23 protein-coding genes and 1 pseudogene are annotated in these 26,433 nt (G+C 66.8%); 9 read left to right on the forward strand and 15 right to left on the reverse strand.

The genetic code is table 11. The features are described from left to right. Positions 1-63 precede the first annotated feature (63 nt). Positions 64-1,110 (reverse strand): 2-oxoacid:ferredoxin oxidoreductase subunit beta, encoded by a 1,047-nt coding sequence (locus tag F7D01_RS00565; protein ID WP_215228354.1) that lies wholly within the window; start codon positions 1,108-1,110, stop codon positions 64-66. Beyond that, positions 1,107-3,131: a 2-oxoacid:acceptor oxidoreductase subunit alpha gene (locus F7D01_RS00570; RefSeq protein WP_215228355.1), complete on the reverse strand. Its 2,025-nt coding sequence runs from the start codon at positions 3,129-3,131 to the stop codon at positions 1,107-1,109. The genes F7D01_RS00565 and F7D01_RS00570 overlap by 4 nt, the downstream gene beginning before the upstream one ends. Before the next feature lie 174 nt (positions 3,132-3,305). Here F7D01_RS00570 and F7D01_RS00575 point away from each other — a divergent pair, with 174 nt between their 5' ends. Then, positions 3,306-4,262: an alpha/beta hydrolase gene (locus F7D01_RS00575; RefSeq protein ID WP_215228356.1), complete on the forward strand. Its 957-nt coding sequence runs from the start codon at positions 3,306-3,308 to the stop codon at positions 4,260-4,262. After that, positions 4,259-4,735, forward strand: coding sequence for an RNA pyrophosphohydrolase (locus F7D01_RS00580; RefSeq protein WP_215228357.1), 477 nt, complete (start codon positions 4,259-4,261; stop codon positions 4,733-4,735). Before F7D01_RS00575 ends, F7D01_RS00580 begins: the two co-directional genes overlap by 4 nt. Before the next feature lie 38 nt (positions 4,736-4,773). Here F7D01_RS00580 and F7D01_RS00585 read toward each other — a convergent pair whose 3' ends face one another. The 6 genes from F7D01_RS00585 to F7D01_RS00610 all read right to left on the reverse strand — a co-directional run bounded on the left by F7D01_RS00585 (position 4,774) and on the right by F7D01_RS00610 (position 11,367). Next, positions 4,774-5,280, reverse strand: coding sequence for a tetratricopeptide repeat protein (locus tag F7D01_RS00585; RefSeq protein WP_241553653.1), 507 nt, complete (start codon positions 5,278-5,280; stop codon positions 4,774-4,776). Between the two features lie 59 nt (positions 5,281-5,339). Then, entirely contained in the window at positions 5,340-6,521 is a 1,182-nt protein-coding gene (locus F7D01_RS00590; RefSeq protein WP_215228359.1) for an RsmB/NOP family class I SAM-dependent RNA methyltransferase, read from the reverse strand. After that, positions 6,518-7,504: a hypothetical protein gene (locus tag F7D01_RS00595; RefSeq protein ID WP_215228360.1), complete on the reverse strand. Its 987-nt coding sequence runs from the start codon at positions 7,502-7,504 to the stop codon at positions 6,518-6,520. The genes F7D01_RS00590 and F7D01_RS00595 overlap by 4 nt, the downstream gene beginning before the upstream one ends. A 40-nt stretch (positions 7,505-7,544) precedes the next feature. After that, positions 7,545-9,008 (reverse strand): IMP dehydrogenase, encoded by a 1,464-nt coding sequence (gene guaB / locus F7D01_RS00600; RefSeq protein WP_215228361.1) that lies wholly within the window; start codon positions 9,006-9,008, stop codon positions 7,545-7,547. 98 nt (positions 9,009-9,106) lie between these two features. Then, positions 9,107-10,582, reverse strand: coding sequence for a M20/M25/M40 family metallo-hydrolase (locus F7D01_RS00605; RefSeq protein ID WP_215228362.1), 1,476 nt, complete (start codon positions 10,580-10,582; stop codon positions 9,107-9,109). Between the two features lie 32 nt (positions 10,583-10,614). After that, on the reverse strand, positions 10,615-11,367 hold the full coding sequence (locus F7D01_RS00610; protein WP_215228363.1) for a 3-hydroxybutyrate dehydrogenase: 753 nt from the start codon (positions 11,365-11,367) through the stop codon (positions 10,615-10,617). 107 nt (positions 11,368-11,474) lie between these two features. On the opposite strand from F7D01_RS00610, the gene F7D01_RS00615 reads away from it, so the two are divergent. Next, the gene (locus F7D01_RS00615) at positions 11,475-12,353 is read left to right on the forward strand and encodes a neutral zinc metallopeptidase (protein WP_215228364.1); all 879 of its coding nucleotides are present in this window, start codon (positions 11,475-11,477) and stop codon (positions 12,351-12,353) included. A 62-nt stretch (positions 12,354-12,415) separates the two neighbouring features. Continuing rightward, the gene (locus F7D01_RS00620; RefSeq protein WP_215228365.1) at positions 12,416-12,976 is read left to right on the forward strand and encodes an ATP-dependent Clp protease proteolytic subunit; all 561 of its coding nucleotides are present in this window, start codon (positions 12,416-12,418) and stop codon (positions 12,974-12,976) included. 1 nt (position 12,977) lies between these two features. Here F7D01_RS00620 and F7D01_RS00625 read toward each other — a convergent pair whose 3' ends face one another. The 4 genes and pseudogenes from F7D01_RS00625 to sdhC all read right to left on the reverse strand — a co-directional run bounded on the left by F7D01_RS00625 (position 12,978) and on the right by sdhC (position 16,509). After that, on the reverse strand, positions 12,978-13,841 hold the full coding sequence (locus tag F7D01_RS00625; RefSeq protein ID WP_251566957.1) for a glycoside hydrolase: 864 nt from the start codon (positions 13,839-13,841) through the stop codon (positions 12,978-12,980). 37 nt (positions 13,842-13,878) lie between these two features. Continuing rightward, positions 13,879-15,716 (reverse strand): annotated as a pseudogene (gene sdhA / locus F7D01_RS00630) (succinate dehydrogenase flavoprotein subunit). Then, on the reverse strand, positions 15,716-16,102 hold the full coding sequence (sdhD, locus tag F7D01_RS00635; RefSeq protein WP_215228366.1) for a succinate dehydrogenase, hydrophobic membrane anchor protein: 387 nt from the start codon (positions 16,100-16,102) through the stop codon (positions 15,716-15,718). The pseudogene sdhA and the gene sdhD overlap by 1 nt, the downstream one beginning before the upstream one ends. Before the next feature lie 11 nt (positions 16,103-16,113). Further along, positions 16,114-16,509, reverse strand: coding sequence for a succinate dehydrogenase, cytochrome b556 subunit (gene sdhC / locus F7D01_RS00640; protein ID WP_215228367.1), 396 nt, complete (start codon positions 16,507-16,509; stop codon positions 16,114-16,116). A gap of 138 nt (positions 16,510-16,647) precedes the next feature. Here sdhC and F7D01_RS00645 point away from each other — a divergent pair, with 138 nt between their 5' ends. From F7D01_RS00645 to F7D01_RS00660, 4 genes are all read left to right on the forward strand, one after another. Then, the gene (locus F7D01_RS00645; protein WP_215228368.1) at positions 16,648-17,394 is read left to right on the forward strand and encodes an SDR family NAD(P)-dependent oxidoreductase; all 747 of its coding nucleotides are present in this window, start codon (positions 16,648-16,650) and stop codon (positions 17,392-17,394) included. A gap of 9 nt (positions 17,395-17,403) precedes the next feature. Then, entirely contained in the window at positions 17,404-18,306 is a 903-nt protein-coding gene (locus F7D01_RS00650) for a 50S ribosomal protein L11 methyltransferase (RefSeq protein WP_215228369.1), read from the forward strand. Continuing rightward, on the forward strand, positions 18,266-19,045 hold the full coding sequence (locus F7D01_RS00655; protein ID WP_215228370.1) for a DUF2459 domain-containing protein: 780 nt from the start codon (positions 18,266-18,268) through the stop codon (positions 19,043-19,045). The genes F7D01_RS00650 and F7D01_RS00655 overlap by 41 nt, the downstream gene beginning before the upstream one ends. Positions 19,046-19,213: 168 nt before the next feature. Beyond that, positions 19,214-20,572 (forward strand): MFS transporter, encoded by a 1,359-nt coding sequence (locus F7D01_RS00660; RefSeq protein ID WP_215228371.1) that lies wholly within the window; start codon positions 19,214-19,216, stop codon positions 20,570-20,572. Between the two features lie 3 nt (positions 20,573-20,575). On the opposite strand, the gene F7D01_RS00665 is transcribed toward F7D01_RS00660, so the two are convergent. Beyond that, positions 20,576-22,057, reverse strand: coding sequence for a carboxylesterase/lipase family protein (locus F7D01_RS00665; RefSeq protein WP_215228372.1), 1,482 nt, complete (start codon positions 22,055-22,057; stop codon positions 20,576-20,578). Between the two features lie 253 nt (positions 22,058-22,310). Between F7D01_RS00665 and F7D01_RS00670 the strand changes: the two genes are divergently transcribed. Then, on the forward strand, positions 22,311-23,342 hold the full coding sequence (locus F7D01_RS00670; RefSeq protein ID WP_215228373.1) for a histidine kinase dimerization/phosphoacceptor domain -containing protein: 1,032 nt from the start codon (positions 22,311-22,313) through the stop codon (positions 23,340-23,342). A 26-nt stretch (positions 23,343-23,368) separates the two neighbouring features. Here F7D01_RS00670 and ligA read toward each other — a convergent pair whose 3' ends face one another. Together ligA and F7D01_RS00680 are read right to left on the reverse strand one after the other, a co-directional pair. Continuing rightward, positions 23,369-25,528, reverse strand: a complete 2,160-nt coding sequence (ligA, locus tag F7D01_RS00675; protein ID WP_215228374.1) for an NAD-dependent DNA ligase LigA — start codon at positions 25,526-25,528, stop codon at positions 23,369-23,371. Continuing rightward, positions 25,525-26,412: a S9 family peptidase gene (locus tag F7D01_RS00680; RefSeq protein WP_215228375.1), complete on the reverse strand. Its 888-nt coding sequence runs from the start codon at positions 26,410-26,412 to the stop codon at positions 25,525-25,527. The genes ligA and F7D01_RS00680 overlap by 4 nt, the downstream gene beginning before the upstream one ends. Positions 26,413-26,433: the final 21 nt, after the last annotated feature.

The raw sequence follows: 26,433 nt of genomic DNA on the forward strand, positions 1-26,433 counted from the left end.
GTTCACCAATGGATCAGCGACGCGAAAGGTTCTGAAAAACCGAGATTTTTGGGAAGGACCTGCTCAGACCGGGTCCTGCGCGGTGCCGTCGACGGTCCAGGTCTGCCCCGACCCGAGCAGCTTGGCGAGGTTCGCCTGCTTGCCGCTGACCGCGCGCTCGCGCTCCGCGATGACGCCGCTTTCGAAGGTCGCGCGCGGATCGTCGTAGAGCACGCCCAGCGGCATCGGGAACTCGCCGAAGGGCAGCTCGGCAAGGATATGCGCCATGGTGCGGTTCTTCGCGTCGTGGACGCGCACGCCCGCTGCCTGCCAGTCTCCGTCGGTCACTTCGACCACGCGGAAGGAAAGGCTGTCGGCATCGAAGGAAAGGCCCTTCACGCCGCCGGTCTTCTCGCTGCCGAACAGCATCGGCTCGCCATCCTCCAGCCACAGCTGGCGATCCTCCGCACCCTTCGGCGCGGCGAAATCGTCGAACACGTCCTTGTTATAGACGATGCAGTTCTGGAAGATCTCCACGAATGCCGCGCCCTGGTGCGCATGCGCGGCCTTCAGCACGTCGGGCAGGTTCTTCGACACGTCGATCCCGCGCCCGACGAAGCGCGCCCCCGCCCCCAGCGCAAAGGCGCACGGGTTGGCCGGGTGATCGACGCTGCCGATCGGGGTGGAGGGGCTGCGCGTGCCCTCGCGGCTGGTGGGCGAATACTGCCCCTTGGTCAGCCCGTAGATCTCGTTATTGAACAGCATGATCTGCATGTTCACGTTGCGGCGAAGAACATGCATCAAATGATTGCCGCCAATGGACAATCCGTCGCCGTCGCCCGTTACCAGCCACACGTCGAGGTCCGGATTGGCGAGCTTCACCCCCGTCGCCACCGCCGGCGCGCGGCCGTGGATGGTGTGGAAGCCGTAGCTTTCCATGTAATAGGGGAAGCGGCTGGAGCACCCGATGCCGGAGATAAATACGGTGTTCGCCGGATCGCTGCCAAGCTGCGGCAGCGTGCGCTGCACCGCCTTCAGGATCGCGTAGTCCCCGCAACCGGGGCACCAGCGAACCTCCTGGTCGGTCTCCCAGTCCTTCAGCGTGGTTTCGATTTTTACGGGGGCGTTCATTGGTTCACCGCTTCCTCATCCGAACCCTTGCCCGGAGCAGTCGCTCCTGCGCCGTGGAACGGTGCGTCTGGATATGATCCGTCGTCGTGGCCGCTCTCACGGCCCGGCAGTTGCGTTTCGTTGACTTCGACCGCGCCGCCTTCATTGCCGTCGACATCGTCGAAATAGGCCGCGATCGCCTCTTCGAGTTCGCCGATGCTGAACGGCTGACCGCTCGTCTTCGTCAGGCTCTCGCAATCGACAAGGAACTGGTCGCGCAGCACGGTCTTGAACTGCCCGGTGTTCATTTCGGGCACCAGCACATGGTCGAACCCTGCGAGCAGCTCGCCCATATTGGCGGGCAGCGGCCAGATGTGGCGCACATGGATGTGGCTGACCGAGCACCCCTTCGCGATGGCGCGGCGCACTGCCTGCCGGATCGGCCCGTAGGTGCTGCCCCAGCCGACTACGGCCAGCGTGCCGGTGCTCTCGCCGGAGGATACCTCCTGATCGGGCACCGCGATGCCTTCCACCTTGCCCTTGCGCGCGTCGGTCATCGCCTGATGGTTGGCCGGATCGTAGGAGATGTTGCCGCTCAGCGCGTCCTTCTCGATCCCCCCGATGCGGTGCATCAGGCTGGGCGTGCCGGGCTTGATCCACGGCCGCGCGCCCTTCGCATCGCGCTTGTACGGCAGCAATTCGCCATTCTCGCGCTCTTCCATGAACTTCGCCGGGAAAGCTTCGTACTTCGCCGGGTCCGGCACCTTCCATGGTTCGGCGGCATTGGCGATGTAGCCATCGGTCAGCAGCATCACCGGAGTCATGTATTGCACCGCGATGCGGCACGCCTCGATCGCGCATTCGAACGCGTCGGAGGGGCTGCGCGTAGACACCACCGGCATCGGCGCATCGCCGTTGCGGCCATAGACCGCCTGATAGAGGTCGCTCTGCTCGGTCTTGGTCGGAAGGCCGGTGGACGGGCCGCCCCGCTGCGAATTCACAATCACCAGCGGCAGCTCGACCATGATGCCCAGCCCGATCGCCTCGGTCTTCAGCGCGATGCCCGGCCCGCTGGAGCTGGTGACGCCCAGCTGCCCGGCATAGCTCGCCCCGATCGCGGCGCAGATCGCGGCGATCTCGTCCTCCGCCTGGAAGGTGGTGACGCCATATTCCTTCAGTCGCGCGAGGTGGTGCAGGATCGCGCTGGCAGGCGTGATCGGATAGCCGCCGAAGAACATCGGCAGCTCGGCCAGCTGCGCACCCGCGACCAGCCCCAGGCTGACCGCCTCCGCGCCGGTGATGGTCCGGTAAAGGCCCGGCTCGCTCGGCACCGGCGGGATGTGGACCTGCTTCAGCGGCCCCGCCAGCTCGGCGGTCTCGCCATAGGCATGGCCCGCGTCGAGCGCGGCGATATTCGCCTCCGCGATTTCGGGCTTCTTCGCGAATTTCTGCTTGAGCCAGTCGTGCAGCGGCTCGCGCGGGCGGTCGAACATCCACAGCGCGAGGCCCAGCGTCCACATGTTCTTGCAGCGTAGCGCATCCTTCTTGCCGAGGCCGAAGGGCTCGACCGCCTCGATCGTGCGCTGCGAGATGTCGAAAGCGAGCACGTCGAAGGGCGCGAGGCTGCCGTCCTCGATCGGATTGCTGTCGTATTTCGCCTTGTCGAGATTGCGCTTCGTGAACTCGCCCGTGTCGGCGATCACCAGCCCGCCGGGCTTCAGCGCGGCGAGGTTCACCTTCAGCGCCGCGGGGTTCATCGCCACCAGCACGTCGGGCGCGTCGCCTGCCGTGTTGATCGCGCGAGAGCCGAAATTGATCTGGAACGCCGACACGCCGAACAGCGTGCCCTGCGGTGCGCGGATCTCCGCCGGGAAATCCGGGAAGGTCGCCAGATCGTTGCCCGCCAGCGCGGTCGACAGTGTGAACTGACCGCCGGTCAGCTGCATGCCGTCGCCGGAATCTCCGGCGAAACGGACCACGACGGCGTCGGGGGATTGCGGGTCTCGGGCCTGCTCCTGCGGGGCCCTGGCGGCTGTTGCCATCCGTAAATTCCTTCGGTCGCGCCGCGTCGTGCGCGGCGTCGTTCTTTCGCGGGCGTCACCTAGGTGCGCGTGCCCGCCACCACAATCAAGTTTTTCTCCACGCTCGGAAAAGTCGCATGGACAAGGGGATCGAAATGCCGAAGGCTTGGTTTGGTTGAGGCCCCAGGAGGATCGATGTCCGAGCAAACCGACCACTTCGTGCGCGATGACGTTCGCGCCTTCCTCGATTTTCTCGAAAGCGCCGGCAGGCCGCCGATGAGCGAGCTGTCGCTGGAGGAAGCGCGCGCCGGCATGCACGCCAGCGTGCACATCGCCGAACTGCCGGCGAAGGACATGGCGGTGAAGCGCGACCTTTCCTGCCCCGGCCCGGCTGGCGACATCCCCTTGCGCCTCTACGACGCGCGGGAAAGTCGCGAGGCGGGGCCGGTCATGGTCTTCTTCCACGGTGGCGGGTTCGTGATCGGCGACCTCGACACCCATGACGCATTGTGCAGCGAACTCTCCGCCTCGCTCGATATTCCGGTGGTTTCGGTCGACTATCGCCTCGCCCCCGAACACCCCTTCCCCGCAGCGCCCGACGATGCGGAGGCAGCGGCGCGCTGGGTGGCGAGCAATCCCACGGAGCTGAACCGGAAAACCACCGGTCTGGTGCTGTGCGGCGACAGCGCGGGCGGCAACCTCACCATCGTCACCGCGCAGTCGCTCGCCGACGAGCCTGCCGACGTCCCGGTGCTGGTGCAGGCACCGATCTACCCGCTGGCGGACGATATCGCGGGGCATCAGAGCTTCCAGGATTTTTCGGAAGGCTACCTGCTCACCCGCGACGCGATGTCGTTCTTCACCAGGAGCTACGCTCCCACAGAAGGCGATGTGCGCAACTGGCCGATCCTGCGCCAGGCGCACGACCTTCCCCCGGCGGTGTTGTGCACCGCGGGCCTCGATCCCTTGCGCGATAGCGGGCGCAATTATGCCGCGCACCTCATCCAGGCGGGCGTCGACGTGACCTATATGGAATTTCCCGGAATCATCCATGGCTTCGCCAATCTGCGCAAGGCGATCGCCAGCGGCCAGAGCGATCTCGCCGCCTTCACCCATGCCATCGCCGCCATGCTGGAGCGACACGCGAAATGAACGATACACTCGGATACCGCCCCTGCGTGGGCGTGATGCTGGTCAATGCAGAGGGCCGCGTCTTCGTCGGTCGCCGGATCGACAACAAGGAAGGCGACTGGTGGCAGATGCCGCAGGGGGGAGTCGATCCGGGGGAGGATCTGGACACCGCGGCGTTCCGCGAACTCGGCGAGGAAACGGGAGTGACCGATCGGCACGCGACGCTGCTAAAGCGCATGGAAGAGCCGGTGCGCTACGATCTGCCCGAGGAGTTGATCGGCAAGCTGTGGGGCGGCAAATATCGCGGACAGGAGCAGACCTGGTTTCTCGCGCGCTTTTCCGGCACCGATGCCGACATCGATCTGGAAGCGCACGACCCGCCTGAATTCTGCGACTGGAAATGGGTCGATCCCGAGCAGCTTCCCGAACTGATCGTGCCGTTCAAGAAGCGGGTCTATCGTACCGTGCTTGAGGCGTTTCGCGAGCTGGTGTGAGTCGGCAGGCCCGACCCTCGGTCGTCACGGCAACGGGGTCAGTTGTTCTGCGACACCTTGGCTTCCGGCATCACCGCCTCCGCCGTCAGCACCGGTTGCTGCGGCCCGCGCGCGATCGCGGCGGCAAGGCGCTGCGTCTCGCTGCAATCGTCGCCGCACAGCGATTCCAGGCGGGACAGGTTGAGCCGCGCCTTCTCCACTGCGCCCTTCTCCACCATCGCTATGCCCTCGCCCGAAATCGCGCCGTAATCGTCGGGCTTGCGGGTCAGCACTTCGCGGTAATAGCGGATCGCCTTGCCCTGGAGGCCTTGTGCGCGGGCCGCCTCGCCCAGCGCCAGGTAGGTTCCCTCGTAACCGGGATCGATCGCCAGCGCCGCCTCGAACGCATCGACCGCCTGCTGCGGCTGATCGGCCGCGAGCGCCGCCTTGCCCTGGTCGAGCAGCACTTCCGCGCGCGGATCGGGCTCCCCGCTATCGGCATGCACCACGCTGGCGCTCACCGCCACGAACAGCGAAAGAGCGGCGGCGACGGGCGTAAAACGCATGAGCAGGTCCTTCCAGCGAGCGCGATCGGGGGTGGGCGCATCGAGCATACGAGGCGAACCTAACACGGCAGGAATGCACGTGCGATGAAAAATCCGTCCGTTTCGTCGCGTGCGGGCGAGAGGCGAATGCCCTCGCCTCGCTCGCGTCCGAGCGGGAGATCGGGCCGGTCGCCGGTCCAGGTCGGGTGGCCTTCGAGAAATGCCGCGAACCGGTCCGCCCCTTCTGCATCGAGCAGCGAGCATGTCACGAACACCAGCCGCCCGCCGGGCTTCACCAGCCTGGCCGCGATGTCGAGCAGGCGATCCTGCACACCCCCGAACTGCGCGAGGCGCTGAGGCGTTAATCGCCACTTCGCTTCCGGCTTGCGCCGCCATGTCCCCGTCCCCGAGCAGGGCGCGTCGATCAGCACCGCGTCGGCCTGCGCTTGCCACGGCCGCAAGGCTTCCAGCTCGCGACCCGGGTCGAGCAGCATCGTCTCGATCAGGCCCGCCCCGGCCCGCGCGGCGCGTGGGGGCAGGTTGCCGAGCCGCCGCTTGTCGGTATCGCAGGCGAGCAGCGTGCCCGAATTCTCCATCGTCGCGGCGAGCGCGAGCGTCTTGCCACCCGCACCGGCGCAAAGGTCGATCACGGTCTCTCCAGGTCGCGCGGCGACGGCGGCGCAGGCGAGCTGGCTGCCATGGTCCTGTATCTCGACCAGCCCGTCGCGATAGGTGGCCCATTGCTCTACCATCGTGCCGGATGCGAAGCGCAGGCCCTGCGGTGCGGCCAGCGGCTCGCCGCGTTCCGGCAATTCGATAGTGTCGCGATCGGCCTTCAGCGTATTGACCCGCAGATCGAGCGGCGCGCGATCCATCAGCGCGGCGGCCTCTTCATCGTCGACACCCGAATTCGCAAGTTCGGCCACCAGCCAATCGGGCGCAATGCCCGGTTTTGCGGCCTGCTCGTCGTCCAGGCGCGCCGCCGGGCCGTATTGCGACCCGTCGAACAGCGGGGCGATTTCGGGGCGATGCTCCGCCAGCGCCAGCATCGCCGCGCGGCCGGATGCGGGAATGGGGCCACAATGGCGAATCGCATCGTAAACGAGTTCGCGAATGGCTCGGCGATCCTTCGATCCGGCGAAGCGATGCGCGCGCGCCCATTCGGCAACGATCCGGTCGGCGGGTGCGCCTTCTCCCCGGGCCGCTTCGACGACGCTGTCGAGAATGTCGATGGCGGCCGCGATCCGCGCGCTCGGGGTCATAGGTCGGAAAAGCGCACGCGCGTTTCGTGCGCGGTCATGGCCGGGAAGGTGCTTGTGACGAACCGCACCAGAGCGCGCTCGAACGTTGCGCGCTTGTCCAGTATTTCGTCGCGGTTGCGCTCGTAGAAGGCGCGAGTGTCGGAATCCATATCGGCGACCATTTTCCGCCAGGCGGTCGGGTTGATTGCCGGGTTGGGTATGCCGAGCTCCTGTTCGTCGTCCTTCGCGAAAGGTGCCCCTACCTTGAGCGCGGCAATCCGATCCAAGAAACGTTCGATCTCGTACTCGCGCCCCGAAATGTTGCATGCGGCCTGGGCGGTGCCGCGGAAACAGTCCATCTCGTGTTCGGCATCGGCGTAAGCGCGGAACGCTTCGTATGCCCTGTCGAACGCCTCCGCCTGCGCATCGGTCCACCCACGCTTCAGTCGGGCGATCTCCGGCTGGCGATCCTGCTGGCTACGCCTCGCGGCGAACTGGGCGCAGACCCCGCCGCTCGCACCGCTGGTGATGTCGTCGCAGGTATCGAAGCTTCCCCCCTCCGCCTTGCCGCTCCGGATATCGTCCAGATGCTCGATCCGCGCATCCATCGCGGCCGGGGCGTCCTCCATCTGGCAAGCCATGTGGATCGCCACGGCGAGGTTCTTCGGCCCGCCTTCCCCATTGGCATAGGCCATGGCGAGCAATCCCGCGCCATGGTGCAGCGCGAGGGTGTATTCGGTATGGCCGCGTTCGGCCACCGCGCATTTACGCGCTTTCGCCCGATCCATCGGGACCCCGAACCCGAAATAGAGCGCTTCGCTATCGCATCCTTCGAGCGCTTTCCGCTCGCTCGGCGATGGGATGTCGGCAGCCGCCGGTTGCGCGTCGGAGACGGCGGCACAGATCGCGCGGGTGCGCGCGTATTTCTCGCCCCCGCCGATGAAGCTCAGGTCGCGGGTCGACCAGTAGTCCACCGCATCCGACTGCACCGCCGCCGCGAGCATCGCCGCGGCGGCCGGCAGGGCGGCGAGGCAGAGGAGGCTCCTACCGTGTCGGATAGTTCGGTGCCTCCCGCGTGATCGCGACGTCGTGGACGTGGCTCTCGGTCAGCCCGGCATTGGTGATCCGCACGAACTGTGCACGGGTGCGCAGATCCTCGATCGTGCGGCTGCCGGTATAGCCCATCGCCGCCTTGATCCCGCCGACGAGCTGGTGGACGACGTCCTTTGCCGCACCCTTGTAGGGCACCTGTCCCTCGATCCCTTCGGGTACCAGCTTCATCGCCGAAACGTCCTGCTGGAAATAGCGGTCGGCGCTGCCGCGCGCCATCGCGCCCACGCTGCCCATGCCGCGATATGCCTTGTAGCTGCGGCCCTGATAGATGAACGTCTCGCCCGGAGCCTCGGCGGTCCCCGCCAGCATCGATCCGATCATCACGCTGGAGGCACCGGCGGCAAGCGCCTTGGCCGCGTCGCCGCTGGTCCGCAGGCCGCCATCGGCGATGACCGGGATACCGGCCTTCTCGCCTTCCTCGGCGCAATCCATGATCGCGGTGAGCTGCGGCACGCCTACCCCCGCCACCACCCGCGTGGTGCAGATGGAGCCCGGTCCGATCCCGACCTTCACTGCATCCGCGCCCGCATCGATCAGCGATTTGGTGGCCTCCGCCGTGGCGACGTTGCCGGCGATGATCTGGACCGAATTGCTCAGCGTCTTGGCCCGTTCGACCGCGCGGGCCACGTCGGCATTGTGGCCGTGCGCGGTATCGATGATGATTACGTCCACCTCCGCATCGATCAGCGCTTCGGTGCGGGCGAAACCCTTGTCGCCCACCGTGGTCGCGGCGGCGACGCGCAGGCGGCCCGCGGCATCCTTCGTCGCGTCAGGATAGGTCACCGCCTTCTCGATATCCTTGACCGTGATCAGCCCGATGCAGCGATAATCGTCGTCCACCACCAGCAGCTTCTCGATGCGCCGCTGGTGCAGCATCCGCCGCGCCTCGTCCTGCCCCGTGCCCAGCGGCACGGTCGCGAGATTTTCAGTCGTCATCAGTTCGCGCACCGGCTGGTGCGGGTTCTCGGCGAAGCGGACGTCGCGATTGGTCAGGATGCCTACCAGCTTGCCGTCCGGCCCCGTCACCGGGATGCCGCTGATGCGATGCGAATCCATCAGCGCCTCGGCCTCGCCCAAAGTCGCGTCGGGACGGATCGTGATCGGGTTCACGACCATGCCGCTCTCGAACCGCTTCACGCTGCGCACGGCGGCGCATTGTTCGTCGACCTCCAGATTGCGGTGGAGCACCCCGATCCCGCCCATCTGCGCCATGGCGATCGCCATGTCGGCTTCGGTCACGGTGTCCATCGCGGCGGAGATGACCGGAATGGAAAGCGCGATCTCCCGGCTCAGCCGGGTTCGCGTATTGGCGAGGCTCGGCACGACGTCGCTGGCCGCAGGGCGCAGCAGCACGTCATCGAAGGTGAGGCCGAGGGGAATGTCCTTGGTAGCCACGAGGGGCGCCTTTCGCACGAGGGAGGCAGCTTCGCTGCCGGGAGGAATCGTGCGCCGCCCCCTAACCCGCTTTCGGCCATTCGGCTAGGCCCGGCGGATCATTCCTGCCCGACGCGATAGGATTGCGTGTTTCCGAAGTGGCGCAGGAGCGCGACGTGGAACAACACGTCCTGCGCCGCGCCGCCCAGCTCCATGTCCGGCGACCAGCGGTCGTTCGGGGTGTGGTAGCCGGAGGCAATGAACCGGTCGAACGCCTCCCGGTCGCCATAGGCGCTGGTTACCATCACTGCGGGCAGATCGCGTTCGAGCAGCGCCCAGCCGTCCTGCCGCCGCAGATAGTCCTCGCGAATGTTCTGCGTATCCAGCGTCAGCCCCAGCGCCTGCGCCACCTGCGCGATCCCGTCGTCGAGGCCGGTCCGCCCCCACCCGATTACGGTCTCGCTCGATCCGGCAGGCGAAATGGCGGGCATGTCCATGTTGAACGCGGCCACGATGGTGGGCAGCGGAACCGGCGGATCGTCGGTGAAGGCGCGCGCACCCAGCAGGCCCCATTCCTCCGCGCCCGTCGCCAGCACGTATAGGTCGCGCTCCAGCGGCCCGGCGGCAGCAACGCGGCGTGCGGTCTCCAGCATCGCCGCGACACCGCTGGCGTTGTCGACCGCCCCGTTGCAGATGCGGTGCGCATCTTCGGGCTCTCCACACATACCCAGATGGTCCCAGTGGGCGAGCAGCAGCACCGCCCCGCTTCCGGGGCGGGTGCCGGGAAGATGACCCAGGATGTTGGCGGTCTCCATCGCCTTGCGGGTCCGCGTGAAATCGACATCGACCCGCGCACCCAGCCGGGGGAGCAGCGATCCGCCATGTTCCGGTCGGGCCCTCTCCACGAAGGACAGCAGCCGCGCGCTATCCTGCGGCGGCAGCAGAATCCACGCCGGCACCGTTTCTGTTGAGGCCAGAGCCCACTTGTCGGCACGCAGGAAGTGCACAGCGCGATCGAACTCCTCAGTGGTTTGCGTGGTCAGGAGCACGGCCTGCGGCGCAGCGGTCTGCACAGCCGCCAGCCGCCCATCGAGCTTGTCCCATGCCAGCAACAGCGCCCGATGCTCCAGAATACCCTCCGGCAGCACTTCGCCGGTAGAGCGCATGGCGACGAGCGGCGCCTTGCGGATCGAGCCCACCGTCGTTTGCGGACCGGAGAGGACCGCCTGGTCCGACAGCACCAGCGATCCGTGCGCGGAAGTCACCGTGACGTGCAGCTCCCCCGGGTCGAATCGGACCAGTTCGATCCGCTGCCGCCACCCGTCGCCACCCCCGGCGACCGGTACGCCGGGGCGATAACCCGCGGCGCGCAGCTGTTCGACAATGTAATCCTGCGCATGGCGCGCGCCTTCGGTGCCCGGCTGCCGACCCTCCAGCTCGTCGGAAGCGAGGAAGGCGATGTCGCGAGAGAGCGCTTGCTCGATCGGGGCCAATCGCGTGCCGCCCTGCTCGGGTACGCTCGCACATGCCGCCAGCGCGAGCGACAGCGCCGCCGCCAGCAGCGCCGCGAACCCTCTAGCTGAGAAAAGCCCCATGCCCCGTTGCAATGTCGCCCCGTTTCCTTCGTTCAGGCGGTCCAGCCGCCGTCAATGCTCCAATTGGCTCCGTTTACGTTCGCCGCCTCGTCGCGGCACAGGAATACGGCGAGCGCGCCGATATCCTCTGGCTGGACGAATTGCTTGGTCGGCTGCGGCGCCAGCAGCACATCGTTGATCACCTCGTCGCGGCTGAGGCCGCGCGCCTTCATCGTGTCGGGTATCTGGTTTTCGACCAGCGGGGTCCAGACATAGCCGGGGCTGATGCAATTAGCGGTAACCCCGCATTGCGCCAGCTCCAGTGCCAGCACCTTGGTCAGGCCCGCCAAGCCGTGCTTGGCCGCGACATACGCGCTCTTGTAAGGGGATGCGACCTTCGAATGCGCGCTGGCGGTGTTGATTATCCGGCCCCAGCCGTTCGCCTTCATATGCGGCACCGCCAGTCGCGCGGTGTGGAACGCCGCCGACAGGTTGAGCGCCAGGATCGCGTCCCATTTCGCAGCCGGAAATTCCTCGATCAGGGCGACGTGCTGCATTCCTGCATTGTTGACGAGAATGTCGATGTCGCCCGCCTCGGACATCATGGCCTCGATAGCGTCCGGATCGGTCAGGTCGGTGCCGAAGTGAGCGGCATTCAGCTCGTCCTTCAGCGCTGCGATCTCTTCCTCCTCACCGAAGCCGTTGAGCACGATATCGGCCCCCTCGGCGTGAAGCGCGCGGGCCACCGCGAGCCCGATGCCCGAGGTCGATCCCGTTACGAGGGCACGCTTTCCGGTCAGAAACATAGGGGGAGCTCCAATTGGAAGGAATATACGGTCTGGAACCCGCAGGCTTGGTTTGCGGTTCCTAGCGCAGACAACACGGCCAGGGGGGCCGATCGAGGGGAGTTATCATGCGGCTCAATCCGTTCAATCCGAACGATATTCGCGTGGAGGACCAGCGCGGCATGCGGTTCCCCGGCGGCGGCGGGGGCAAAGTCGGCTGCGGAACGCTGGTCATCGCGCTGATCGCGGCGGTGATCTTCGGCGTCGATCCGGGCCAGATGATCGGCGGATTGCAACAGGTCGAACAGCAGGGTGCACCGGCGGATACCGGCGCAGGCGATACAGGCGGTCGCACCGCGGCCGAAAGCTGCTCGGTCAACCAGTACAGCCAGGAAAGCTGCGCCGCGCTAGCTTCCCTCGACCGCACCTGGCAACCGGTGTTCCAGAAGGCGGGGATCGCGTTCGAGCAGCCCAAGCTGGTGTTCTACTCCCGCGCGGGTCGCTCCGGCTGCGGCGCGGCGCAGAGCGCCATGGGGCCGTTCTATTGCCCCGCGGACGAAGGTATCTACCTCGACACCAGTTTCTACGACGAGCTCGCCAACCGGCTGGGTGCCGGCCCCGGCGATTTCGCCCGCCTGTACGTCATCGCGCACGAATACGGGCACCATATCCAGCATCTGGTCGGGCTCGACCAGCAGGTGCGCAGCCTGCAGCAGCGCGACCGCTCGGCGGCGAATTCGCTACAGGTGCGCATGGAACTGCAGGCGGACTGCTATGCAGGCGTCTGGGCCGGACTCAATCGCGACCAGATCGATGCGGGCGATTTCGAAGAAGGCATGAAAGCCGCCGCCGCGATCGGTGACGATACCTTGCAGCAGAACGCGGGGCGACAGGTGAACCCGGAAAGCTTCACCCATGGCAGCAGCAGCCAGCGAATGGACGCCCTGCGCCTAGGCATGCAAAGCGGCGACGAAAGCCAGTGCGACCGGTACTTTCAGATGAGCTGATCGTCAGTTTCGGAACGGAACCACCCGCGCATCGCTCCTAGGCCTTAACCTCAGGAGCAATCATGTCCGTAAAAGACCACCCGCGCCTTCTTTCCTCGCCGCAACTCCGCCTCGTCGGTGGGGTGAACGAGGCGATGTACAATGAATTTCGCGATCAGTTGAACGCCGCGCCGGAGGACGGGCCGCTGGTGATCGCGATCACCACCCTGGGCGGCAACCCGGAGATTGCGCGCTGCATGGCGGACGATGTGCGCTTGCTGCGCGAATCCGGGCGCGAGTTGCTGTTCCTTGGTAAGGCGGCGGTCTATTCGGCGGGCGCAACCTTCATGGCCGGTTTTCCCATCTCGAACCGCTATCTGACGAAGGGCACGCGGCTGATGGTGCACGAGCGGCAGATCACCCGCACGATCAACCTCTCCGGCCCGCTGCAAAGCTGCACCGACCAGCTGCGCGCCGTGCTCCACGAGATCGAGCATTCGATCAATATCGAGCAGGAGGGCTTTCGCGCCATGGTCGAGGGAAGCGAGGTCGATTTCGAGGAAGTGTGCAAGAAGGCGCCCGACAACTGGTACATCGACTGCCACGAGGCGCTGGAGCGCGGGCTGATCGCGGGCGTGGTGTGATCTAGCACACCTCGGCGGTATTTTCCGGGATCGGCCCCGGCGGCACACGCGCGTCGGCCATCCAGAACGGGTCGGCGGGCAGGCGGTGGTTGTCGCCGAATGCCTTGCCGAGGGCAGCGTAGAGCGCCGGATCGTAGGCCTTCAGGTCGTCGGCGTTCAGCACCCTGCGCCCGTCCATCACTGCCAGCCGGTTCGAATTGAACCAGAACTGCGCCCCTTCGGCCCAATATTCGTCGACGCTGGTCATGGCGTATTCGTTGTGCCAGCGATCGGCCTGCTGCGCCGCCTCGTAAGCCGCGTCGATCTGCCGCGAGAGCGCGGGATCGACCGCGCGGATCGCGGCAAGAACATTGTGCGAGAATTCGTGGACGAAAATCGTCTCGCCGTAATAGCGCGAGGACGGCTTACCCAGGATATCTTCCTCCGCCCCGCTGGTGAGCGGCCCCGCCATGCCGCGGGCACGGCTGTCCCAATACTGCCGGTCGGTCATCGCGCCGATGCGCTCGTCGTAGTGTTTGCGCTCGCACCGTGTAAGGCGCGGATCGTCCTTCGCGGGCCGGGTCCAGTGCGCCTGCTCCGGCAGGTCGGTCGTGGTCTCGCTCTCCGCCATGATGGCCACGCGATAGCCATTTTTGGACAGCCACGCCGCCAGATCGGGCCGGAAGGCGAGCATGCCCTCGACCATATCGCGCGCATCGGTCAGCGCAGCCCTCGACACGCGGGAAGACGCGACGATTGGGATACCCTCGGCATCCAGATACTGCGTGTAGAACGGATCGAGCCCGAGCGAGCGTGGGGGGTGCCCGATGGCGGATGCGCACGCCGCCACAGGCAACAGGATCAGGGCGAGCGCGGACTTCACCATGGGTGGTTCCGTTAGCTCGCCCCGGCTGAACCTGCGATCAATACACCCGCTTCTTCGGCTTGATGTATTCGATGTCGTCGGTGAGCGTGTATTCGTGCACCGGGCGGTAATCGATCTTCATATCGCCGCCATTACCGCCCCAGCCATCGAACCAGGTGACGGTGTGCTTCATCCAGTTCGCGTCGTCGCGCTCGGGATAGTCCTCGTGCGCGTGGGCGCCGCGGCTTTCCTTGCGGTTGTCCGCGCTGGCGATGGTGACGTTGGCCTGCGCCATCAGGTTGTCGAGCTCCAGCGTCTCCACCAGATCGCTGTTCCAGATCAGCGAGCGGTCGGTGACGTGGATGTCCTGCATCCGCTTGTTGATCGCGGCGAGTTCCTTCTTGCCCTCGGCCAGCGTTTCGGTGTCGCGGAAGACGGCGCAGTGCTTCTGCATCGATTTCTGCATCTCGGCGCGGATTTCGGCGGTGGACGATCCGCCCTTCGCGTGGCGGAAATGATCAAGCCGGGTCAGCGCGAACTCGGCGCTGTCCTTCGCCAGCTGTTCCTGGTTCGCGCCCGGCGTGATCGTGTCCTTCAGCCGGTGACCGATCGCGCGGCCGAACACCACGAGGTCGATCAGCGAGTTCGAGCCCAGTCGGTTCGCGCCGTGGACCGAAACGCAGCCCGCCTCGCCAGCGGCGTAGAGGCCGGGCACGACGGTGTCGGGCTGGCCGTCCTTCACGGTCAGAACCTCGCCGTGATAGTTCGTCGGGATGCCGCCCATGTTGTAGTGGACGGTCGGCGTCACCGGCAGAGGCTGGCGCGTCAGGTCGACCCCGGCGAAGATCTTGCCGCTTTCGGTAATGCCGGGCAGCCGCTCGGCCAGTATGTTCGGATCGATGTGGTCGAGATGGAGGTAGATATGATCCTTCTCCGGCCCCACGCCGCGCCCCTCGCGCATTTCCAGTGCCATGGAACGCGACACGACGTCGCGGCTGGCGAGGTCCTTGGCGCTGGGGGCATAGCGCTCCATGAAGCGCTCGCCCTCGCTATTGGTCAGGTAGCCGCCCTCGCCCCGCGCGCCCTCAGTGATGAGCACGCCTGCGCCGTAGATGCCGGTCGGGTGGAACTGCACGAACTCCATATCCTGCAGCGGCAGGCCTGCGCGCAGCACCATGCCGCCGCCGTCGCCGGTACAGGTGTGAGCGCTGGTCGCGGTGTAGTAGCAGCGGCCATAGCCGCCGGTCGCCAGCACCACGGCCTGCGCGCGGAAGCGGTGATCGTCCCGTCGTCGAGGCACATCGCGATCACGCCGACGCAGCGCCCGTCCTTCATGATCAGGTCGAGCGCGAAATACTCGATGAAGAAGTCCGCATCGTATTTCAGGCTCTGCTGATAGAGCGCATGAAGCATCGCATGCCCGGTCCGGTCCGCAGCGGCGCAGGTGCGCTGCACCGGCGGACCTTCGCCCATGTTCTGCATGTGCCCGCCGAAGGGGCGCTGGTAGATCGTCCCGTCCTCGTTACGCGAAAACGGCACGCCCGCGTGTTCCAGCTCGTAGACCGCAGCCGGGGCCTCGCGCGCGAGATATTCGATCGCGTCCTGGTCGCCCAGCCAGTCCGACCCCTTCACGGTGTCGTACATGTGCCACTGCCAGTGGTCGGGGGTATTGTTGCCGAGCGAGGCGGCAATGCCGCCCTGCGCCGCCACGGTGTGGCTGCGGGTGGGGAACACCTTGGAGATGTTGGCGGTGCTGAAACCGGCCTCTGCCGCGCCCATGGTCGCGCGCAGGCCCGATCCGCCCGCACCGACGACGACGACGTCGAAGGTGTGGTCGATGATGGAATAGGCCGGCTGCGTGGTCGCGCCGGTTTCGTTCGGGTTCTGGTTAGACATCAGGCGGCCCCTCCCAGTGCGAGGCGCACGATGCAGAAGATCCCGAACACCGCCCCCGCGACGAGCGCGACGTTGAGCAGCGCCAGCGCCGCGAACCGGTTGCCGGGGGTATGGACGTAATCCTCGATCATCACCTGCAGCCCCAGCCGCGCGTGCCAGAAGGTTGAGATGATCAGCAGCACTATCGCCGCCGCCGGGATCGGCGCGGCCAGCCATTTGCTGACCGTGGCGTAGGACATGTCGGGCAGCATCAGCATGCTGGCCAGAAACCACACCACCAGCACCAGATTGCCGATCGCGGTGAAGCGCTGCAGCATCCAGTGATGCGGCCCCTCGTGGGCCGAGCCGAGGCCGCGCACGCGGCCGATGGACGTTCCGTTACCCAAGGTACTTTCCTCTATCGAAGCAGGATCACCGCCCAGAAGGCGATGGTGAGAATGACGCCGATGACCATCACGCCGACCGACCAGGCCTCGTTGGTCTTGAGCTCGTAACCGGCCCCCATATCGAGCACGAAGTGCCTGAGGCCGCTCGCCATGTGATTGAAGAAGGCCCAGGTGAGGCCGATCAGCACGATGTATCCGATGGGGGAGCTCATCACCCCATGGAAGGTCTCGTAGGCCGCCGGTCCGCTTGCCAGCGCGCCCAGCCACCACAGCAGCACCGCGACGCCGACGATGCCCATGCCGTCGCCGGTAATCCGGTGCAGGATGGACACGATCATGTGCGGCTTGCGCTGGTAGATCGACAGGTGCGGTGCGATCGGGCGGTCGGCGGAGGGAGGCTTGGCCATGCGGGTGTTCGTTTCCTTTGCGACCGCGCCAGCGGCGGCCCGTACCTTCGGCGTTCGGAGGCCTAATTAGCGATTGAGCCGCTTCGCGCAAGCGCAGCTACGCTCGACAGCGGGCGGAATCTTTTCGATATGGACCCCATGCCTACCGTTCTTCTTACCGGATCGAGCCGTGGAATCGGCGCCGCCACCCGCGACATGCTGGAGGCGCGCGGCGCGCGCGTCATCGGCCATTCCACGCGCGGAGACGACGCAAGGGATGGGGCCACGGATGGGGCCAGAGACAGCGCGAGCGAGATCGCCGCCGATTTCCTCGACCCGCCCGCCCCGCAGATGCTGTGGGAGGAAGCGCTAGATACCGCCGGTGGCGAGATCGACGTGCTGGTCAACAATGCCGGGCTGTTTCGCGGCGTTCCGCTCGACGCATCCGACATCGAATGGCTCGACGCATGGGAGGATACGCTGCGGATCAACCTGACCGCGGCGGCGCAGCTCAGCCGGTTCGCCGTGCGCCACTGGCAGGAGACGGGGCGACCGGGGCGGATCGTCCATGTCGCCAGCCGTGCCGGGCACCGGGGCGATTCGCCGCAGCACTGGCACTATGCCGCGGCCAAGGGCGGGATGCTGGCGCTGCACAAGACCATCGCGCGCGCCTACGCTGGCGAGGACATCCTGAGCTTCGCCGTCACGCCCGGTTTTACCGACACCGCGATGGCGGGCGACTATCTCGCCAGCCGCGGCGGACCGGGGCTGCTCGCCGACATACCGCTCGGCCGCGTGGCGGAGCCGGAGGAGATGGCCGCGATCATCGCCTTCTGCGCGCTGGACGCCCCCGCCAGCATGACCGGCGCGACGATCGACGCCAACGGGGCGAGCTATGTTCGTTAGGAATTCCCGGTGACCAGTTGGAAGCTTTCCGCCCATGCCGCCAAGCCGGTCGTGCAGGCGGCGTTACTGGCCCACGACGAGCGCGAGGACTGGGATCCGGAGCTCGTCATTTCGGGCAGCGAGATCGCTGAGGACCGGCCCGACGACTGGGTGCTGGAGGCGTGGTATCCGCGCCGGCCCGGCAAGGCTGAAAAAACTGCGCTCGCCGCGCTGTTTGCGGGCGACGCGCCGCAGTTCACGGTCGAGAAGCTGGCGGACGAGGACTGGCTGACGCTCAGCCAGCAAGGTGTGGACCCGATCCGCGCCGCGCGGTTCCATGTCCGCACGCCCGACCATGCGCCCGACAAAGCGGCGGGAACGGTCGATTTCGTCATTCCCGCCAGCCAGGCCTTCGGCACCGGCCAGCACGAGACGACCGCGGGCTGCCTCGCCATGCTCGACGCGATGAAGCGCGGCGGCATCGTCGCCCGCAATGTCGCGGATATCGGAACCGGGACCGGACTGCTCGCCTTCGCCGCGCTGGCGCTGTGGCAGCGCGCCTTCGCCACCGCGTCCGACATAGATGCCGTGTGCGTCGGCGTGGTGGAAGACAATGCGCAGGCGAACGGCATCCCGATGGGTTCCGGCCGGGGGGAACTGGCGATGGTCGTCGCGGACGGGATGGACGATGTGCTGCTGGCGGCGCGTGGCCCGTACGACCTGCTCATCGCGAACATCCTGGCCGGGCCGCTGATCGACCTTGCGCCGGATTTCGCGGAAGCGGTCGCTCCGGGCGGACAGATCCTGCTGGCCGGCTTGCTGACGACGCAGGAGGCGGCGGTGCGCCGGGCCTACCGGCGCGCGGGCTTCCGCCTGCGGGCACGGTTGGTCAATGGCGACTGGTCGATCCTGTGGCTGGTGCGGCGTCGCTGAGGCGGTGCGGACGGGAGCCTATCGCCTTGCGCTTTGGCTGACGGGCGGGCTGTCGGCGGCGATTCTGCTGTTTCTACTGGCGGCATGGATCGGCAGCTCGATCCCGCGCAATGCCGGATGGCGCGAACCCGAGGATGGCGTGACCATCATGGTTGAGAGCAACGGGGTACACACCGGAATTGTGTTGCCCATCGTCACCGCGCAGAAGGACTGGCGCACGGATTTCCCCTTCCTGCGCGACCCTCTGCCGGGCGGCGAGCAGCCGACGCATATCGATGTCGGCTGGGGAGAGCGCGAGGTGTTCCTGAACGTTCCGAGCTGGAGCGACCTGAAGGCGCGGACGGTGCTGCGCATCGTCACGGAGGGCGGGCCGGGACTGCTCCGTGTGGTTCCCTTCGCCCGCCCCGCGCCGGGCGAGGATTGGCGCCCGCTGCGCCTGCGCCCGGCGGAGTATGCACGGCTGGTGCGGCGGATCGAGGCCGCCCTGCCCCCGCTCGCGCCCGGCGCGGGCCGCGTCGCCTATACCAGTTACCAGGCCAACGCGCGCAATTTCGACGCAACTGGGCGCTACACCCTGGGCAACACCTGCAACCAGTGGGTCGGCGATACGCTGGCCGCAGCGGGGGTCGAAATGGGGCGCTGGACACCGTTCGCGGGCGGGGTGATGAAATGGATTCCGCGCCCGGCCGAACGGTCCGGCGAATGGCGCGCGCGAACCAATCGCGCCCTCGCCCGTTAGAAGGGCTTCCATCCACGGGTTCGCACCGCAGAGGGGCATGTTCATGAGCGACACAGGGCTGAAGGGCGCATTGCGCGGAAACTACGCGCTTGTGCTCGCCATCACCTGTTCGCCCTGGTCCCGTACCTGATTGCGACCAGCGCCACCGAACTGCTGCGCGATGCGATCATGCGCGACACCGGCATATCGAAGGGGGCGCTGGGCCTCGCGACCTCGCTGGCGACCGCGGGCTACGCCTTCGGCGCACTGCTGGCGGGCGATATCGGCCTGCGCTTCCACCGCCGCCCGCTGTTCGCGCTGTTCACGGCGAGCGCGGCCGTCGCCTGGACGCTGACGGTATCGGGCATGGGCCCGGCGGCGTTCGCCATCGGCCTCGTCCTGGCGGGCCTGTCGACCGGCCTGCTGCTGGTGGTCGCCCTGCCCCCGTGCTTCCAGCACTTTCCGGCCAGTCGGCTCCACATAACCGCCGCATTCGTCAACATCGCGCTGTTCGGCGGGATCGCAGCGGGACCGCTGATGGGCGGATTGGCGGCGAGCGGGCTGGGCTGGCGCACGATGTTCACCGCGTTCGCCGCGATCGCGGCACTGGCGTGCGTGCTCAGCCGCATCGTCCTGCCGCACGAGGAGCCGCCGGAGCCCGGCCTGACCTTCGACTGGCGAGTGGTCGTGTTGAGCGCCGGGGCCACAATCCTTCCCTTCGGCGCGGTCGCCTTCCTGCCCGCGACGGGCTTCGTCTCGCCCCTGTTCCTGGTGCCGCTGGCGATCGGGCTCGCCAGCTTCGCCGCGATCTTCATCGTGGAGGACCGCGCGCGCGAGCCGCTGATCAAGGTGCGGCAGATGCTGCATACCCTGCCGATCATCGGCACCATCATCGCGTCGTTCGCCGGGGGCGTGTTCCTCACCCTGCTGACGCTCTCGCTCCAGCGATTGACGACGATCTGGGGCTGGAGCCCGGGCGAGGCGGGTCTTGCCTTCTGGCCGCTGCTCCCGGGTGCGCTGCTCGCTTCGGTGCTGATCTATTTCGTGTTCCGCACCCGCTACCTGCCGATCATGATCCTGGCGGGCATGAGCGTGACCGCAGTGGCGGGCGGCCTGCTGATGGCGGCGCAGGGTCCGGACCAGGTCTCGTTCGTCACCATCGGAGCGGCTCTGCTGGGTTTCGGCGCCGGATCCACCGTCTCGCCCGCCCTGTTCCTGGCTGCGTTCTCCGTCCCGTCGAACCTGCTCGGCCGTGTGTTCGCCTTCATCGAGCTGGTGCGTTCGGTCGGCGATTTCCTGATCGGCCCAGTGCTCGCGCAGTTCGCGGTGCTGATCGCCACCGGCGATACGATCACCACCAAGTCGGTCGACATCACGCTCGGCATCGCGGTGGCGATGGGCGCGGCCACGCTGCTGTTCGTGGCGATCGCCTTCCTCACCAGCTATCGCCGCCTGCCCACGCCGAAACTCGAACAATGGCTGGATGGCGAGGACGAGGTCGCGATCGAAAGCCCGCCGGTTCTGCGCGGGCTGGACGAGACCGACTGAGGTTCAGAGTTCCGGCGGCAGAAGTTCGCACAAGTCGCCGCGAAGGTCGGACTTCTTCGTGACGCCTGTATCGTCGAACAGGACGTAGGCTTTCTGCCGGCCCTGCCAGCGGGGCCATTGCGGCACGCCCTTGCCGTTCGGATCGCCGGTCCTGGCGAAGTTGGTCCAGTAATCCTGCAACGAGACCCCGCCGCCGAACGCGATCGAGTCCATGACATAGGCCACGTCCTTCGCATGCGCGGTCAGCCCGCCGTCCTGCGAGAGGTCGAATTCGTAGCGCCACACCGGCCACCCCTCGCCCGCCAGCATGGTCGCCAGATTGTTCGCCGGGCAACGGAAGACGTAGTCGGTCGCCACCTCCAGCTGCGGATGGCCCAGCCGGGGATCGTGGTCCGCCCCGTCGAAATCATAGAACGCCAGCGCCTTCGCCGCATTCGGACCGTAGATCTGCCCGACCATCGCCTCGATCGGATAGGTGCCCGCCGGCGGCCCGAACTCGGCCCGGTTGGACCCGATGATCACCGGCTTCTTCGGCGCCTTAGCCAGCAGTGCCTTCGGGCTGTCGGGCAGGACCACGCCGTCGACCGTGGTCTTCAGCCACATCAGCCCGTTGCCCTGGATACTCTTGTCCTCCAGCTTCAGATCGGCGTCGAGCAGCGCGTTGACCGAGGTCCGCCGCAGCTTCTCGATCGACCCGCCGGTGTCGAGCAGCTTGTCGGTCTGGTCGGCGATCGCAAAGGCTTCTTCCTGGCTGCGGAACGGCATGCCGAAGCCGGGCGTGCCGCTCTGCATGATCGCGCGTCCGAACAGACCACGCGCCTGCGGTGCGGCCAGCATCAGCGAGACGTCCTGCGAGCCCGCGCTTTCGCCGAAGATCGTCACGTCGTCCGGATCGCCGCCAAACTTCGCGATATTTTCGTGGACCCATTGCAGTGCCGCGATCTGGTCCATCAGGCCGTAATTGCCCGCATGGCCGCCCGCCTCCGCCGCCGCGCCCCGCGGAGCGAGGAAGCCGAAGATTGCGAGCCGGTACTGGATCGCCACCAGCACCACGCCCTGATCGGTGATGCGCGATTCGACCATGCCATGGGCCGATCCCGCCTTGTTCGACCCGCCGTGAATCCAGACCATTACCGGGCGCTTGCCCGACAGGGCGGGCGTGCGCACGTCCAGCGTCAGGCAGTCCTCGTCCGCGAAGAGATAGTCCGCGCGGTTCCAGCCCTGGTCGTTCTGGATGCAGGCGGGGGTCGGCTCGGTCGTTTCCTTCACGCCCGTCCATGGTTGGACCGGTTGCGGGGCCTTCCACCGCCGTTCTCCGATTGGCGGAGCGGCGAAGGGAATACCGCGAAAGACCAGCGCACCGCCGCCCTCCGCCATTTCGCCCGCGATCGTCCCACCCGTGACCGCGACCTGCGGGACTGGTTCGCCTTGCGCAACCAGCGGGGAAGCAACCGCCAGTGCCCCGATCGCGGCTGCCGCCATCATGGCTCCGCATGCGGTTCGCGCCCGCGATTTTCCGACTCGCGACATCCCCACTCCCCTCTTCATCCATTGAGGGAGGCACCGTCCCACCATTGGCCGACCCGCGCAAGCGGGATCGCTACCCGCGCTTTTTCCAGCGAAGTTCGACAATCGGGCGAGTAGGCGCTATTGCAACCACAAGCCACGGGACCGGGTTGCCCAGCTGGTGAGATCGCATGTCCGCCGTCTCGCAAACCCACCACCCGAAGAGTCGCCCATGCACAGACTGGCTCAGTTCGACGTATCGCGCCAATTCCAGACCCGCCGGGGGAAGAAGGCGGCGCAATACGGCTTCGGCGTAATGTGCGCCGGCGCGATGATCGGCGTCAGGACCACGGTCGATCTGATCGCACCGAGTTCTGGGCCTTTCGCGCTGATCTACCCCACCGTCCTGCTCGCCACGCTCTACGGCCATTTGCGCGCCGGGGTCACGGCGGCAATCCTGACGTTCCTGTGGGCGTGGTACTTCGTCCTGCCGGCACCGTCCTCGTTCACCTTCACCAACCCGACCGACCCCGGGCGGGTCGTGCTTAATGCGGTGTGCTGCCTGATCGTGATGTGCTTTGCAGAGGCCTTCCGCCGGGCCGCGCATGGCTCTCTGAAAGAAATACAGAGGTCCGCGGATCGGCGCCTGACCCTCCTCGCGGAGCTGGAGCACCGGACGAAGAACAATTTCGCGCTGGTGGCGAGCATGCTCGAATTTCAGAAGCGCCGCCTGTCCGACATCACCCTGCACCGCCCGATCGACGACGCGGTCGGTCGCATCCGCACCTTCGCCGATGCCTATTCCAATCTCGCCTACGAGCAGGCCGAGCACAGCGACGTCGAGATGGAGCTCTATCTGGACGCTCTGATGAACCGGCTCGAAAAGGCCGCGGTGCCCAGCCATGTCCGCCTGTACCGCGAGATCGAGCCGGTCACGCTACCGCGTGAGACCGCCGTCGCCATCGGGCTGTATCTCAACGAAGCGCTGTCGAATTGCCTCAAATACGCTTTCCCCGACGGGCGGAGCGGCACGATCGGTGTTTTCTTCCACGTCACGGAAGGGGAGTGGCGGCTTACCGTCGACGACAACGGCGTGGGGCATGGCGCCGTATCCGATGGTTCGGGCGGCCTCGGCACCAGCCTGATGGCCGCGTTCGCCCAGCAGGCAGGCGGTACGCATGAGGCTGCTCCGATCGTGGGCGGCTTCCGCGCCTCGCTGAGCAGCAGCCGCGTGGCGGCGACAGATACTGCCACGGCGCGATAGCGGCGGGCTGAAATTCGCGAGGTGCCTTACCCCGCCGCGGCGACGATATCCGCCCAGCCCGCCTCGTCGATCACTTCGATACCCAGCTTCTCGGCCTGCTTCAGCTTGCTGCCTGCGCCGGGGCCGACGACCACGAGGTCGGTTTTGGCACTGACCGAACCCGCCGCTTTCGCCCCGAGCCGCTCGGCCTGCGCCTTTGCCTCGTCGCGGCTCATGGTTTCCAGCTTGCCGGTAAAGACCACCGTCTTGCCGGAAACCGGGCTGGCGCGCGTCTCCACCTCGTAGCGTGGAGGATCGAGCTCGCCCGCGCCTGGCTCCGGTCCGATGAGCTCGTTCCAGACATCCATATTGTGCTGTTCGTGGAAGAAGTCAGCCAGCGCGAACCCGACGGCCGTTCCGATCCCGTCCGCCTGCACTTCCAGTATCCTCTTCACGGCCTCCACCATGCGCGTGTTGAACGGGCTTTCGGCCTCCCCTTCCGCGCGCGGGTTATCCTCGCGGTAGGCGCGAATTTCGGCAGCTTTCTCCGGCAGGCGGCGGATATCGCCGATGCCCTTCATCAGGTCGCGCGCCGTGACCGCTCCGACATGCCGGATACCCAGGCCGAACAGCAGCCGCGCGGCGTCTGGCGTGCGCTTCGCCTCGATGCTCGCCAACAGGTTATCCACAGACTTGTCCTTCCAGCCCTCGAGCGCGAGGATCTCCTCGCGCCGCGACTTCAGCCGGAAGATGTCGGCCGGGCTTTCCAGCCAGCCCAGAGCAAAGAACTGCGCGATGGTCTTCTCGCCCAGCCCCTCGATGTCGAGCGCCCCGCGGCTGACGAAATGCTCCAGCCGCTCGGTGCGCTGCGCGGGGCAGATCAACCCGCCGGTGCAGCGAATATCGACCTCCCCTTCCTCGGCCACTGCCTCGCTACCGCATTCGGGGCAATGCTCGGGGAAATGCCAGGGATCGCGCGTTTCGTCCGGCGTCAGGTTTTCGACCACCTGGGGGATCACGTCGCCCGCCCGCTGGACCCGGACTCGATCGCCGGGCCGCACGCCCAAGCGCTCGATCTCGTCCTTGTTGTGCAGGGTGACGTTGGTGACGGTGACCCCGCCGACCAGCACTGGGGCGAGCCGTCCCACGGGGGTCAGCTTGCCGGTGCGCCCAACCTGAATGTCGATCGCTTCCAGCGTCGTTTCGGCCTTTTCCGCCGGGAACTTGCGCGCGATCGCCCATCGCGGTGCCTTGGCGACGAAGCCCAGGCGATGTTGGTAGTCGAGCCGGTCGACCTTGTAGACGACGCCGTCGATCTCGTAGGGCAGCTCGGCTCGGTCCTTGGCGATCCGTTCGTAGGCAGCGAACATGCCGTCGACATCCTCGACCCGCGAAAAATGCGGGCTCAGCGGGAGGCCCCAGCCCTCGATCGCCCGCATCACCTCTTCCTGCGTATCGCCCGGCACGGCACCTTCGGAAACCGCGCCCCACCCGTGCGCCCAGAAGCGCAAGGGACGCTTCGCCGTGACGCTCGCATCCTTCTGACGCAGCGATCCGGCGGCGGCGTTGCGCGGGTTCGCGAACTGCTTCCCACCCGCGTCCTGCTGCGCAGCATTGAGCGCGGCAAACGCCTGTTTTTCCATGTAGACCTCGCCGCGTACTTCGAACAGCGCAGGGATGTCCTTGCCGTCTAGTTGCTGCGGGATATCGGCGATATGCTGCACGTTGGCAGTGACGTCTTCCCCCACCTGACCGTCGCCCCGCGTGGCGGCGCGCACCAGCCGCCCGTCCTCGTAGCGCAGCGAGCAGGAGAGCCCGTCGATCTTGTCCTCGGCGGTAAAGGCGAGCGGTGCGTCGTCCTCCAGCGACAGGAAACGGCGCACGCGGGCGACGAATTCGGCCACCTCCTCGTCGGCGAAGGCATTGTCGAGGCTCATCATGCGAACCTCGTGCGCGACCTTGCTCAGCGGAGAGGCGGCAACCGCGTGCCCGACCTGCCGGCTCGGACTGTCCTCGCGCACCAGATGGGGAAAGGCCTCCTCGATCGCCGCATTGCGCCGCACCAGCGCGTCGTATTCCTGATCGGTGATCTCGGGCGCGTCTTCGGCGTGGTAGAGCCGGTCGTGATGCGCGATCTGCTTCGCCAGCCGCATCAGCGCATTGGCGGCCTCGGCATCGGTCATCGCCGACGGGTCTACGTCGCTCATTCCCCGCGCAGCACCTTCATGATCGCAGGCTCGTTCGCGGTGTAGGCCTCGGCCCCGGGGGTGATGATGTCGAAATGGCTCGCGCCGGGATTGCTCCGTGTTTCCACCTTCGCCCCGCCGGCACCCACCGCGTCGAGCGCGCTCTTAGGCGGCTGCGGTAGGCGGGCGTTGACGAACAGGATTTCCTTCAGTTGCGGTGGATGCTCGCCGGGTGAGATGGCGGCGTAGCGCCCGGCGACGGCATCGGGCGAGCCGCCCATGAACGGATCGACCGCCGAGAATTCGCACAGGGCGTCGAACGCCTCGCGCTCCGCCCCGACATCTGCCGGACCGTCGAAGATGATCGCCGCCCGCGCCTTCACCGGGGCCGCACCGCCACCGGGGCTGGTCGTCCCGCGCTGCTCGGCAAGCCACAAAGCGGGCAGCGCACCGGCGGAGTGCCCGACCAGCGTGATGCGGTTCCGATCAATCGGGTAATTCGCGAGGAGCTGATCGATCAGCCCCGCCGCCTTCTGCCAGTCGGTGAAGGAATTGGGCCATCCGCCACCGCCGAATTTCCCTTCGCCCACCTCGCGATAATCGACGTTCAGCGTCGCGATCCCCTGCTGCTGCCAGCGGGTGGCGAGCGGCGCGAGATAGGCGGTGTCGGCTACTCCTGCCTTCCAGCAACCGCCATGGAACAGCACCGCGAGCGGAAACGGTCCGTCCCCCTGCGGCAGCCGCAGCGCCGCGTAGCCGCGCGCGTGATCGGCATAGCGCATAAGCGCACTGGGCTGGCCCGGTGGCATATGGGTATCCGTCCCCCACATCGCGCCGTCGGCGGCAAGCGCGATCGGCTGCTCGGACTCCGTGGGATCGCCCTTCGCGGCGCACCCCGCGATCATGAGCAACGCTCCTGCGGCAAC

It is taken from the genome of Erythrobacter sp. 3-20A1M (assembly GCF_018636735.1).
GTDB lineage: Bacteria > Pseudomonadota > Alphaproteobacteria > Sphingomonadales > Sphingomonadaceae > Alteriqipengyuania.